This is a genomic window from Pseudomonas sp. SH10-3B, assembly GCF_019891415.1.
Taxonomy (GTDB): domain Bacteria; phylum Pseudomonadota; class Gammaproteobacteria; order Pseudomonadales; family Pseudomonadaceae; genus Aquipseudomonas.
The window spans coordinates 125,910-137,406 of sequence record NZ_JAFLXD010000012.1 but is presented as its reverse complement, the minus strand read 5'-3'; the positions used below and the strand labels follow the sequence as shown (position 1 = coordinate 137,406).

The 11,497-nt window shown below is 62.0% G+C and carries 11 protein-coding genes; 2 read left to right on the top strand and 9 right to left on the bottom strand.

Annotation, left to right across the window (positions count from 1 at the left end):
- Positions 1-182 precede the first annotated feature (182 nt).
- Both lpxH and J1G35_RS12230 read right to left on the bottom strand, forming a co-directional pair.
- Positions 183-932 (bottom strand): UDP-2,3-diacylglucosamine diphosphatase, encoded by a 750-nt coding sequence (gene lpxH, locus J1G35_RS12235; RefSeq protein WP_053134038.1) that lies wholly within the window; start codon positions 930-932, stop codon positions 183-185.
- Complete coding sequence (locus J1G35_RS12230) at positions 929-1,432, bottom strand: peptidylprolyl isomerase (RefSeq protein ID WP_032889796.1); 504 nt, start codon at positions 1,430-1,432, stop codon at positions 929-931. Before J1G35_RS12230 ends, lpxH begins: the two co-directional genes overlap by 4 nt.
- 261 nt (positions 1,433-1,693) lie before the next feature.
- Here J1G35_RS12230 and J1G35_RS12225 point away from each other — a divergent pair, with 261 nt between their 5' ends.
- Both J1G35_RS12225 and cysS read left to right on the top strand, forming a co-directional pair.
- Positions 1,694-3,394: a glutamine--tRNA ligase/YqeY domain fusion protein gene (locus J1G35_RS12225; RefSeq protein WP_223015076.1), complete on the top strand. Its 1,701-nt coding sequence runs from the start codon at positions 1,694-1,696 to the stop codon at positions 3,392-3,394.
- A 20-nt stretch (positions 3,395-3,414) separates the two neighbouring features.
- Positions 3,415-4,803 (top strand): cysteine--tRNA ligase, encoded by a 1,389-nt coding sequence (gene cysS / locus J1G35_RS12220; RefSeq protein WP_223015075.1) that lies wholly within the window; start codon positions 3,415-3,417, stop codon positions 4,801-4,803.
- Here the strand turns inward: cysS and J1G35_RS12215 are convergent.
- The 7 genes from J1G35_RS12215 to J1G35_RS12185 all read right to left on the bottom strand — a co-directional run bounded on the left by J1G35_RS12215 (position 4,794) and on the right by J1G35_RS12185 (position 11,412).
- Positions 4,794-4,955 (bottom strand): hypothetical protein, encoded by a 162-nt coding sequence (locus tag J1G35_RS12215; protein ID WP_223015074.1) that lies wholly within the window; start codon positions 4,953-4,955, stop codon positions 4,794-4,796. The genes cysS and J1G35_RS12215 overlap by 10 nt on opposite strands.
- A 417-nt stretch (positions 4,956-5,372) precedes the next feature.
- A complete protein-coding gene (locus tag J1G35_RS12210; protein WP_027606290.1) occupies positions 5,373-5,711 on the bottom strand; it encodes a Na+/H+ antiporter subunit G in 339 nt (112 codons plus the stop codon).
- Positions 5,708-5,986, bottom strand: a complete 279-nt coding sequence (locus J1G35_RS12205; protein ID WP_003211751.1) for a K+/H+ antiporter subunit F — start codon at positions 5,984-5,986, stop codon at positions 5,708-5,710. The genes J1G35_RS12210 and J1G35_RS12205 overlap by 4 nt, the downstream gene beginning before the upstream one ends.
- Positions 5,983-6,471 carry a Na+/H+ antiporter subunit E gene (locus tag J1G35_RS12200; RefSeq protein ID WP_053134049.1) on the bottom strand — a complete coding sequence of 163 codons (489 nt, stop codon included), beginning with the start codon at positions 6,469-6,471 and terminating at the stop codon, positions 5,983-5,985. Before J1G35_RS12200 ends, J1G35_RS12205 begins: the two co-directional genes overlap by 4 nt.
- Complete coding sequence (locus J1G35_RS12195; protein WP_053134051.1) at positions 6,468-8,150, bottom strand: monovalent cation/H+ antiporter subunit D; 1,683 nt, start codon at positions 8,148-8,150, stop codon at positions 6,468-6,470. The genes J1G35_RS12200 and J1G35_RS12195 overlap by 4 nt, the downstream gene beginning before the upstream one ends.
- Entirely contained in the window at positions 8,147-8,491 is a 345-nt protein-coding gene (locus J1G35_RS12190) for a Na+/H+ antiporter subunit C (protein ID WP_003192163.1), read from the bottom strand. Before J1G35_RS12190 ends, J1G35_RS12195 begins: the two co-directional genes overlap by 4 nt.
- Positions 8,491-11,412: a monovalent cation/H+ antiporter subunit A gene (locus J1G35_RS12185; protein WP_053134054.1), complete on the bottom strand. Its 2,922-nt coding sequence runs from the start codon at positions 11,410-11,412 to the stop codon at positions 8,491-8,493. Before J1G35_RS12185 ends, J1G35_RS12190 begins: the two co-directional genes overlap by 1 nt.
- Positions 11,413-11,497: the final 85 nt, after the last annotated feature.

Below are 11,497 nucleotides of genomic sequence, written 5' to 3'. Positions count from 1 at the left end.
CAATAAGAGCACTGCAGTGTGCCAGACAGCTCCGGGGCTATGTTTTGGGGCTGCTTCGCAGCCCAACGCGGGGCAAGCCCGCTCGCCACAGTTACAGTGTTCATCCTTAACTGACTGGCATTAGGGCAAGACCCCTTCCACACTTTGATCTCTGTTCACATTGGATCAGTGGGGTTCGAGGATCAGGCGCCAGGCAACGCCAGCTGCGGATTGACGAAGTCAAACGCTGCCAACTGAAACCCTTGCTCATCTGCCTGCAACGCCCAGCCCTGCTTGTCCCAATCCCCCAGCACAATGCGCTTGGCCGCCTGGTCACCAATCTGCAACTTATGGATCGCCGGGCGGTGCGTATGGCCGTGGACCAGGGTGCGCACGCCGAACTGCTGCATCACCCGTGGTACTTCCTCGGGTGTGACATCGACAATATCGTTGGCCTTCATGCGCGTTTGCGCGCGGCTTTCACTGCGCAGCTTGCTCGCCAGGCGGTGGCGGGTGCGCAATGGCAAATGCCGCAGGATAAACAGCACAACCGGGTTGCGCAGGATGCGCCGCAGCTTCATATAGCCAAGGTCGCGGGTGCAGAGGCTGTCGCCGTGCATCAACAGCACGGGTTCGCCTGCAAGCTGCACGACACTCGGATCCTTGAGCAAGGTGGCGCCTGCTGCTTTGCAGAACGCCTTGCCAATCAGGAAGTCGCGGTTGCCATGCATGATAAAAATCGGGGTGCCGCTGTCGCTCAGCTCGCGCAGAGCCGCGCAGATCGAACGCTGGAAGGGCGTCATCCCATCGTCGCCAATCCAGGCTTCAAAGAAGTCCCCCAGAATGTACAACGCCTGGGCGCCACGGGCGCGGCCGTGGAGCAGATCCAGAAACGCCCGGGTAATGTCCGGGCGCTCCTCTTCCAGATGCAAATCTGAAATCAGCAATATCACCCAACGATCTCGGCTTTCTCGACGATCACGTCTTCTGCTGGAACGTCCTGGTGACCGGCTTTGGAAGTGGTCGACACACCTTTGATCTTGTCGACAACGTCCTGGCCTTCGGTGACTTTACCGAACACGGCGTAGCCCCAGCCCTGTACGTTCTTGCCGCTGTGGTTCAGGAAGGCGTTGTCGGCGACGTTGATGAAGAACTGCGCGGAGGCCGAATGCGGCTCCATGGTACGGGCCATGGCGACGGTGTACTTGTCGTTGGAAAGGCCGTTGTCCGCTTCGTTCTGGATGCTTGGGCGCTTGTCTTTCTTTTCTTTCATGCCAGGCTCGAAACCGCCGCCCTGGATCATGAAGTTACCGATGACACGGTGGAACACGGTGTTTTCGTAGTGGCCGGCGTTAACGTATTCGATGAAGTTGGCGACGGTGATCGGCGCTTTCTCGGCGTTCAGCTCGATGACGATTTCACCGTGGTTGGTGGTCAGTTTAACTTGGGTCATGTTCACTACTCTTTTCAGGGAATTCGTGGGTTTGGACGCCTGGGGCGCCTTACCGGGTTGGCGCAGTCGCGGCCAAGGCGCGCAGTTTAGCGTGCCCGGCAGGAATTTCGAGGTGGTTTTTTACCGCGTGCGCCATTAAAGCAGTAATTAAAGCAGCAGTTTTTGGTCGCGGCCTGTCAGTGTCTTGACTGCTTCGGCTATTATGAGCCCTTTGTTTTATCTGGCCCCACCTGGCCACGAACCTGTCTGTTCAAGGATCCTATGAGCAAGCCCACTGTCGACCCTACCTCGAATTCCAAGGCCGGACCTGCCGTCCCGGTCAATTTCCTGCGCCCGATCATCCAGGCGGACCTGGATTCGGGCAAGCACACGCAGATCGTCACCCGGTTCCCGCCAGAGCCCAACGGCTACCTGCACATCGGTCACGCCAAGTCGATCTGTGTGAACTTCGGCCTGGCCCAGGAGTTCGGTGGCGTCACGCACCTGCGTTTCGACGACACCAACCCGGCCAAGGAAGACCAGGAATACATCGACGCCATCGAAAGCGACATCAAGTGGCTGGGCTTCGAATGGTCCGGTGAAGTGCGCTATGCCTCCAAATACTTCGACCAGCTGTTCGACTGGGCCGTCGAGCTGATCAAGGCCGGCAAGGCCTACGTCGACGACCTGACCCCCGAGCAGGCCAAGGAATACCGTGGCACCCTGACCGAGCCGGGCAAGAACAGCCCGTTCCGCGACCGTTCGGTGGAAGAGAACCTCGACTGGTTCGCCCGCATGCGCGCCGGTGAGTTCCCGGATGGCGCCCGCGTGCTGCGCGCCAAGATCGACATGGCCTCGCCGAACATGAACCTGCGCGACCCGATCATGTACCGCATCCGTCACGCCCATCACCACCAGACTGGCGACAAGTGGTGCATCTACCCGAACTACGACTTCACCCACGGTCAGTCGGACGCCATCGAAGGCATCACCCACTCCATCTGCACCCTGGAGTTCGAGAGCCATCGCCCGCTGTACGAATGGTTCCTGGACAGCCTGCCGGTCCCGGCGCACCCGCGTCAGTACGAATTCAGCCGCCTGAACCTGAACTACACCATCACCAGCAAGCGCAAGCTCAAGCAACTGGTCGATGAAAAGCACGTGCATGGCTGGGACGACCCGCGCATGTCGACCCTGTCGGGCTTCCGTCGTCGCGGCTACACCCCGGCGTCGATCCGCAACTTCTGCGACATGGTCGGCACCAACCGTTCCGACGGCGTGGTCGACTTTGGCATGCTCGAGTTCAGCATCCGCCAGGACCTCGACGCGAACGCGCCGCGCGCCATGTGCGTGCTGCGTCCGTTGAAAGTCGTGATCACCAACTACCCGCAAGACAAGGTCGACCACCTCGAACTGCCGCGTCACCCGCAGAACGAAGCACTGGGCGTGCGCAAGCTGCCGTTTTCGCGTGAAATCTACATCGACCGCGATGACTTCATGGAAGAGCCGCCAAAAGGCTACAAGCGCCTGGAGCCCAACGGCGAAGTGCGCCTGCGCGGCAGCTACGTGATCCGTGCCGACGAAGCGATCAAGGACGCCGAGGGCAACATCGTCGAACTGCGTTGCTCCTACGATCCGGAAACCCTGGGCAAGAACCCTGAAGGCCGCAAGGTCAAGGGCGTGATCCACTGGGTGCCGGCCGCTGCCAGCATCGAGTGCGAAGTGCGCCTGTACGATCGTCTGTTCCGTTCGCCAAACCCTGAAAAGGCTGAAGACAGCGCCAGTTTCCTCGACAACATCAACCCTGACTCCCTGCAAGTTCTCACCGGTTGTCGTGCCGAACCCTCTTTGGGCGACGCACAGCCGGAAGACCGTTTCCAGTTCGAGCGCGAAGGCTACTTCTGCGCGGATATCAAGGACTCGAAACCCGGTCAGCCGGTATTCAACCGTACCGTGACCTTGCGTGATTCGTGGGGCCAGTGATTCTGTTTTAAGGAACTGTCGTGCTAACGATCTACAACACACTCAGCAAGACCAAAGAAGTCTTCAAGCCGCTGGATGGCAACAAGGTGCGCATGTACGTGTGCGGCATGACCGTGTACGACTACTGCCACATCGGCCACGGCCGCAGCATGGTTGCCTTCGACCTGGTGACCCGCTGGTTGCGTTTCAGCGGCTATGACTTGACCTATGTGCGCAACATCACCGACATCGACGACAAGATCATCAACCGCGCCAACGAGAACGGCGAGTCGTTCGACGCGCTGACCGAGCGCATGATCGCCGCCATGCACGAGGACGAGGCCCGCCTCAACATCCTCAAGCCGGACATGGAACCGCGCGCCACGGACCACATCCCTGGCATGCACGCGATGATCCAGACCCTGATCGACAAGGGTTATGCCTACGCCCCAGGCAATGGCGATGTGTACTACCGCGTCGCCAAGTTCATGGGCTACGGCAAGCTGTCGCGCAAGAAAATCGAAGACCTGCGCATCGGCGCGCGCATTGAAGTCGACGAAGCCAAGCAGGATCCGCTCGACTTCGTGCTGTGGAAAGGCACCAAGCCCGGCGAGCCGAGCTGGGAGTCGCCCTGGGGTGCCGGGCGTCCGGGCTGGCACATCGAATGCTCGGTGATGTCCACCTGCTGCCTGGGCGAGACTTTCGACATTCATGGCGGCGGCAGCGACCTCGAGTTCCCGCACCACGAAAACGAAATCGCCCAGAGCGAAGCCGCCACCGGCAAGACCTACGCCAACGCCTGGATGCACTGCGGCATGATCCGCATCAATGGCGAGAAGATGTCCAAGTCCTTGAACAACTTCTTCACCATCCGCGACGTGCTGGAAAAGTACCACCCGGAAGTGGTGCGTTACCTGCTGGTGTCCAGCCACTACCGCAGCGCCATCAACTACTCGGAAGACAACCTCAAGGACGCCAAGGGCGCCCTGGAGCGTTTCTACCATGCGTTGAAAGGCCTGCCATCCGTGGCGCCGGCCGGCGGCGAAGCGTTCGTGGCACGGTTCACCGAAGTCATGAACGACGACTTCGGCACCCCCGAAGCCTGCGCCGTGCTGTTCGAAATGGTGCGCGAGATCAACCGCCTGCGCGAGAGTGATCTCGACGCAGCGGCGGGCCTGGCGGCGCGCCTGAAAGAGCTGGCCAGTGTGTTGGGCGTGCTGCAGATGGAAGCCGACGACTTCCTGCAGGCCGGCGCCGAAGGGCGTGTGGATGCGGCTGAGGTCGATGCGTTGATCCAGGCGCGTCTGGCGGCGCGTGCCAACAAGGACTGGGCGGAATCCGACCGTATCCGTGACCAACTGACCGCGATGGGTGTGGTGTTGGAAGACGGGAAGGGCGGGACTACTTGGCGGCTGGCTGATCAAGCTTGATCGGTAAATGCTGAATGAAAACGCCCCGACTGGTTCGGGGCGTTTTTTTGCCTCGATTGCGGTGTGTCAGCCAACATACCTGCCAACAGTGCCGCCGCCTTCGAAGCCTCGCTAAAGCTCGACATCTCCCACAAGGGATTGGCGATATCCATGAGATCTACAGCCAGGCCGCTTTCTCCCTGCCAACAGCGATCAAATGTGGGAGGGGGCTTGCTCCCGATAGCCATGGGTATCTACACAACTTTTCAGACTCTGACAAATATCCCTGTGGCGAGCGGGCTTGTCGAATCGTCGCACCGCCCGCGTTGGGCTGCGAAGCAGCCCCAAAACCAGCCTCTACAGAGAGTCTGGTACACCGCGTTCTTTCCTGGGGCTGCTACGCAACCCAACGCGGGACAAGCCCGCTCGCCACAACAGCCCTATCTGCCGGGCGTTCAGCGTTGAGCCAAAGGTGTGTAGATATCCATGCCCCGATCGCGGTGGTTCAGCCAACATACCTGCCAACAGTGCCGCCGCCTTCGAAGCCTCGCTAAAGCTCGACATCTCCCACATTTTTTACCGTGTTCGCCTCAGCGGCGGCTGCTGACCTCGGCCGGTACATCATCACCGGCCATGCGCTTGCGAAACAGCGCCGTACGGGCCAGTAGCAGTGTGGTCACCGGCACGGTGATCGCCAACAAAATTGGAATCAGCCACCCGTGCAGCACCGGCCCGGACTTTAGCACCGAAAAATAGATAATCGACGCCAACGCCACACACCACGCGCCCAGCGTCGAGGCCAGTGCCGGTGGGTGCATGCGCTGGAAGAAGTCTTTCATGCGCAGCAAGCCAATCGCGCCGATCAGTGCGAACACGCTGCTCAACACCAGCAGGACCGCGACGACGATTTCCATCCATAACGGCATCATTCAATCACCTCCCCACGCAGCAGGAATTTCGCCAGGGCAAACGAGCCCACGAAGCCGAACAGCGCAATCAGCAGCGCCGCTTCAAAGTAGGTGTCACTGGCATAACGAATGCCGAGCACCAGCATCATCAGCATCGCCAGGATGTACAGGTAGTCCAGCGCCAATACCCGGTCCTGGGCCGACGGGCCTTTGAACAGGCGCACAAGGGTCAGCACCATGGCCAGGGAGAACAGGAACAGGCTGAACAGGATCGCATTGGAGAGCAGGGCGCTCATTCGAAGATCTCCATCAGGGGCCGCTCGTAGGTGGTCTTGAAGTGTTCGATAAACGACGCTTCATCCTCTAGGTCGAACACGTGCAACAGCAGGATGCTGCGGTCCAGCGCCAGTTCCGACCAGATGGTGCCGGGGACCACGGTGGTGATCATCGACAGGGCGGCGAGGCCGTTGGCATCGCGCAGGTCCAGGGGGATTTTGACGAAGTGCGAACGCGGTGGGCGTGAACCGCACATCAGCACGCCCCAGGCGACTTGCAGGTTGGAGACGATCACGTCGCGGCCGACCACGAAGAACAGGCGGATGATCACTCCGGGGCGGCGGATGCGGATCGGCAGCGGGCGCAGCGGCGCCATCAGCAGCGGTGCAAGCAGGCCCAGCAGCGCGCCCAGCAGCAGGTTGCCGGGGCTCACCGACAGGTTCAGCACCAGCCACAACAGCCACAAAGCCAGGGACAACCACGGCGCAGGGAGCAGGCGTTTCATGGTTGCACCTCCAGCGCGGCGGTCTTGGCTTCGGGGCTTGGAACCGGGCGGGTCGCCATCACCGCCATGACGTAGTTTTCCGGATTGTTCAGGCTCTGGGCAGTGGCCTGGGTGTAGCGCATCAGCGGTTCGGCCTTGAAGGTCAGCAGGATGCTCAGGCCCAGCAGAAAGAAGATCGGTACACACTCATAGCGGCGCAGCAAAGGCGACGGGCGTTCTTCCGGGGTCCAGAAGCGCTGGATACCCAAGCGGGCGAAGGCAATCAGCGAGGCCAGGCCGGACAGGATCAGCAACGCCATCAGGCCCCATGCCGCAGGGCGGATCGGGCCTTCCAGGCCAGTGCCCAGGCCCAAGGGATTAACCAGCGCACTCAACAAACTGAGCTTGCCGATAAACCCGGACAGCGGCGGCATGCCGATAATCAGCAGGGCGCAGGCGACAAAGCTCAAACCGAGGAAGGCCATGGTCCAGGGAATCACCTGGCCGACCACGGCTTTCTGCTCGTCATCGAGGTTGACGCCAGGGCGCGGATGCAGCGACTCCATGGCCTTGGGCAGTGCGTCGATCTCTTCATCCAGCGGCAAGTCGTTGGCCGAGCGCGAACGCTCGATCAATTCCGCCAGCAGGAACAGCGCACTCAGTGCCAGCGTGGAGCTGACCAGATAGAACAGCGCCCCGGCGGTCAGGCTTGGCTGGGCGAAACCAACGGCCGACAACAGGATCCCGGCCGAGACCAGGATGCTCAAGCTGGCCATGCGCTCCAGCCGCTGCGCCGCGACCATCGCCAGCGCCGCGCAGATGATCGTGGCCATGCCGCCGTACACCAGCCAGTCGCCGCCAAACAACGCCGACGCGCCGGCCTGGCCGGAGAACAGCAGGGTCCACAGGCGCAGCACGGTGTACACGCCGACCTTGGTCATGATCGCGAACATCGCCGCCACCGGCGCACTGGCCGAGGAATAGGCGGGTGCCAGCCAGAAGTTCAGCGGCCACATGCCGGCCTTGGCCAGGAATGCGGTGGCGAGGATCGCCGCACCGGCATGCAACAAGCCGCGATCGGCTTCCGGCACGAGCGGGATTTTCAGGGCCAGATCCGCGAAATTCAGCGTACCGGTAACGCCGTAGATCATCGCCGCGCCAATCAGGAACAACGACGACGCCAGCAGGTTGATCGCAATGTAATGCAGGCCCGACGACACCCGCGCCCGCCCCGAGCCGTGCAGCATCAAGCCGTAGGACGCCGCCAGCAGCACCTCGAAGAACACGAACAGGTTGAACAGGTCAGCGGTGAGGAACGCCCCGTACAGACCCATCATCTGAATCTGGAACAGCGCATGGAAACTGGTGCCGGCGCGGTCCCAACGGGCCATGGCGAACAGCAGCGCGCTCACGCCGATGATCCCGGTGAGCACCAGCATGAGCGCCGAGAGTTGGTCGACCACCAGCACGATGCCGAACGGCACCTGCCAGTTGCCCGGCAGGTACACGCCAATCGAGCCGGGGCCGCCTTTTTGCGTCCAGTACAACAGCAGGATTGCGATGCCCAGGCCAATAACGCTGGAGAACAGATTGATCTTGGCCTTCAGCGGACGGCGTTTTTCACCCAGCATCAGCATCAGCGCGGCGGTGAGCAGCGGCAGCAGGATGGGGGCGACGATCAGTTGGTTGACCCAATTCATTCCTTGGGCTCCCGGCCGTCCACATGGTCAGTGCCGGTCAGGCCCCGTGACGCCAGCAGCACCACCAGGAACAGCGCGGTCATGGCGAAGCTGATCACGATGGCCGTGAGCACCAGGGCCTGGGGCAGCGGGTCGGTGTAGTTGAGCAGGTCCTGCGGCACGCCGTCCTTGATGATCGGCTCCTTGCCGATAAACAGGCTGCCCATGCTGAAAATGAACAGGTTGACCCCGTAGGACAACAGGCACAGGCCCATCACCACCTGGAACGTCCGTGGCCGCAGGATCAACCAGACGCCGGAGGCCGCCAGGACCCCAATAGCAATTGCGATGACTTCTTCCATCAGGCGGCTCCTTCGGTGGCGGCGACTACTTTGGCCTGGTTGCTCGGTTTATGCGCACGCACCGACTGGTGGCCGAGGGCGGTGAGCATCAGCAGCGTCGAGCCGACGACCATGGCGTACACGCCGACGTCGAAGAACAAGGCGCTGGCGATATGAATATCGCCCAGCAGCGGCAGGCTGAGATGCCAGGTATGGGTGGTGAGGAACGGGTAGCCGACAAACAACGCGCCGATCCCGGTCAGCGTCGCCGAGAGCAGGCCGAAGCCCATCCAGCGCATCGGCCGCAGGCTCATCTGCGCCTCGACCCACTGGGTGCCGGCGACCATGTATTGCAGGATGAACGCCACCGACATCACCAGGCCGGCGACAAACCCGCCGCCCGGTTGGTTGTGGCCGCGCATGAACAGGTAGAACGACACCACCAGCGCAATCGGCAGCAGCAGGCGCACCAGCACTGCTGGCACCATCATGAAGCCCAGGGCGGTGTCGCTGGCCTGGCGCGGGTTGACCAGGTCGGTAGCCACGTCCGGTGCCAACTGGCGCTGTTGCGCGGGCAGTTGCATGCTTTCCTTGGACGGGCGGAAGCGCCGCAGCAGGGCGTACACGGTCAGCGCCACGGCGCCGAGCACGGTGATTTCGCCGAGGGTGTCGAAGCCCCGGAAATCCACCAGCATCACGTTCACCACATTGCTGCCACCGCCCTCGGGCAGGGCGCGGCTCAAGTAGAACGAGGAAATATCGTTGGGCGTCTGGCGCGTCAGCATCGCGTAGGACAGCAGCGCCATGCCGCCGCCCACCACGGTGGAGAGCAGGAAGTCGCGCAGACGACGGATGCGCGCCTTGCGCAGCGAACTGGGCAGTGGCGAAACTTCTTCGATCCGCCGTGGCAGCCAGCGCAGGCCGAGCAGGATCAGCACCGTCGTGACGACTTCTACGACCAACTGGGTCAGTGCCAGGTCCGGTGCCGAGAACCACACGAAGGTGATGCAGGTCATCAGGCCGCACACGCTGACCATGGTCAGGGCCGCGAGCCGGTGATACTTGGCTTGCCAGGCGGCGCCCAGGGCACAGGCAATCGCCAGCAACCACAGGGTGACGAACACGATGGAGCCCGGGATCTTCGGCCGGTCGCCCCAGGTAAGGCCGCTGTTGAGCATCGGGATCATGGCGCCGATCACCGCGACGATCACCAACAGGAACAATTGGGTTTGCAGGCGCTTGGTGCTGATGCGTTTCTCGATCTTGCGCACGCCGCGCATCATCACCACCAGGCTGCGCTCGAAGCCGCGCTTGCCGTTGAAGTAGCTGATGACCGGCGGGTACTTGAAGCGGCCGCGCTTGAGCTGCTTGCGTAGCAGCAGGTAGAGCACGACGCCGCAGGACATGGCCACCAGGCTCATGATCATCGGCGCATTCCAGCCGTGCCAGATCGCCAGGCTGTACTCCGGCAGCACGCCGCCGACCACCGGCAGTGCAGCGGCCGCGAGGATCGAACCGACCACCTGGGCCGGAAAGATCCCCACCAGCAGGCAGGTAAACACCAGCAGCTCAACTGGCGCACGCATCCAGCGTGGTGGCTCGTGGGGGGTGTGGGGCAGGTTGGTGGCAGGGGGGCCGAAGAACACATCCACGGTGAAGCGCAGGGCGTAGGCGACGCTGAAGGTCCCGGCAATGGTCGCGATCATCGGCAGGGCGATTTCTACCCATTGGGTCGACGAGATAAACACGGTCTCGGCGAAGAACATCTCCTTGGACAGGAAACCATTCAGCAACGGCACCCCCGCCATGGACGCACTGGCGACCATCGCCAGCGTCGCGGTAAACGGGATCAGCTTGACCAGGCCGCTGAGCTTGCGGATATCCCGCGTGCCGCTTTCGTGGTCGATGATGCCCGCCGCCATGAACAGCGAGGCCTTGAAGGTGGCGTGGTTGAGGATATGGAACACCGCTGCGACAGCGGCCAGCGGGCTGTTGAGGCCCAGCAGCAAGGTGATCAGCCCGAGATGGCTGATGGTGGAATAGGCTAAAAGGCCCTTGAGATCATTCTGGAACATGGCGCAGTAAGCGCCGAGGAGGAGGGTGAGGGCGCCGGCACCGCCGACGATCCAGAACCATTCTTCGCTGCCGGACAGCGACGGCCACAGGCGGGCCAGCAGGAACACGCCGGCTTTCACCATCGTCGCCGAGTGCAGATAGGCTGACACCGGGGTCGGTGCGGCCATGGCATGGGGCAGCCAGAAGTGGAACGGGAACTGCGCGCTTTTGCTCAGCGCGCCGATCAGCACCAGGGCGAGCATCACCGGGTACAGTGAATGCGCGCGAATCTGGTCGCCCGCCGCCAGCACACGGTCCAGGTCATAGCTGCCGACGATATGCCCCAGCAGCATCACCCCGGCCAGCAGGCACAGGCCGCCCGCGCCGGTGACCATCAACGCCATATAGGCACCGCGTCGCGCATCGGCGCGGTGGTGCCAGTAGCCAATCAACAGGAACGAGAACAGGCTGGTCAGTTCCCAGAAGAACACGATCTGGATCAGATTGCCGGAGATCACCAGCCCGAGCATGGCGCCCATAAAGGCCAGGAAAAACGCGAAGAAACGCGGCACCGGATCGTCCGGTGACATGTAGTAGCGCGCATACAGCGACACCAGCGTGCCGATGCCGAGCACCAGCATCGAGAACAGCCAGGCGAACCCGTCCATGCGCAGCACGAAGTTCAGCCCGAGGCTGGGCAACCACATGAATTCTTCGCGGATCACGCCACCGTGGGCGATCTGGGGGTAGAGCAGGGCGACTTGAACGGTTCCGACCAGGGCCACAAGGCCAGCCAGCAGGGATTCGGTGTTACGTGCATTGTGCGGCAGCAAGGCCGCTAGACAGCTGCCAATGAACGGCAGAAGCAGTAGAACTATCAGGGACATAGGCTTCTAATCTGCGGGAGTTTGGGATGCATCATACGTGCCGCTTTCACGATCACCAAACGGCAAGATGTGGCAGGATCCTACA

Excerpts from the sequence above, each read along its gene's own strand:
- J1G35_RS12195 (WP_053134051.1), bottom strand. The coding sequence starts at position 8,150 with ATGAATTGGGTCAACCAACTGATCGTCGCCCCCATCCTGCTGCCGCTG.
- J1G35_RS12210 (WP_027606290.1), bottom strand. The coding sequence starts at position 5,711 with ATGATGCCGTTATGGATGGAAATCGTCGTCGCGGTCCTGCTGGTGTTG.
- J1G35_RS12225 (WP_223015076.1), top strand. The coding sequence starts at position 1,694 with ATGAGCAAGCCCACTGTCGACCCTACCTCGAATTCCAAGGCCGGACCT.
- J1G35_RS12200 (WP_053134049.1), bottom strand. The coding sequence starts at position 6,471 with ATGAAACGCCTGCTCCCTGCGCCGTGGTTGTCCCTGGCTTTGTGGCTG.
- J1G35_RS12185 (WP_053134054.1), bottom strand. The coding sequence starts at position 11,412 with ATGTCCCTGATAGTTCTACTGCTTCTGCCGTTCATTGGCAGCTGTCTA.
- J1G35_RS12230 (WP_032889796.1), bottom strand. The coding sequence starts at position 1,432 with ATGACCCAAGTTAAACTGACCACCAACCACGGTGAAATCGTCATCGAG.
- J1G35_RS12190 (WP_003192163.1), bottom strand. The coding sequence starts at position 8,491 with ATGGAAGAAGTCATCGCAATTGCTATTGGGGTCCTGGCGGCCTCCGGC.
- J1G35_RS12205 (WP_003211751.1), bottom strand. The coding sequence starts at position 5,986 with ATGAGCGCCCTGCTCTCCAATGCGATCCTGTTCAGCCTGTTCCTGTTC.
- J1G35_RS12215 (WP_223015074.1), bottom strand. The coding sequence starts at position 4,955 with ATGGATATCGCCAATCCCTTGTGGGAGATGTCGAGCTTTAGCGAGGCT.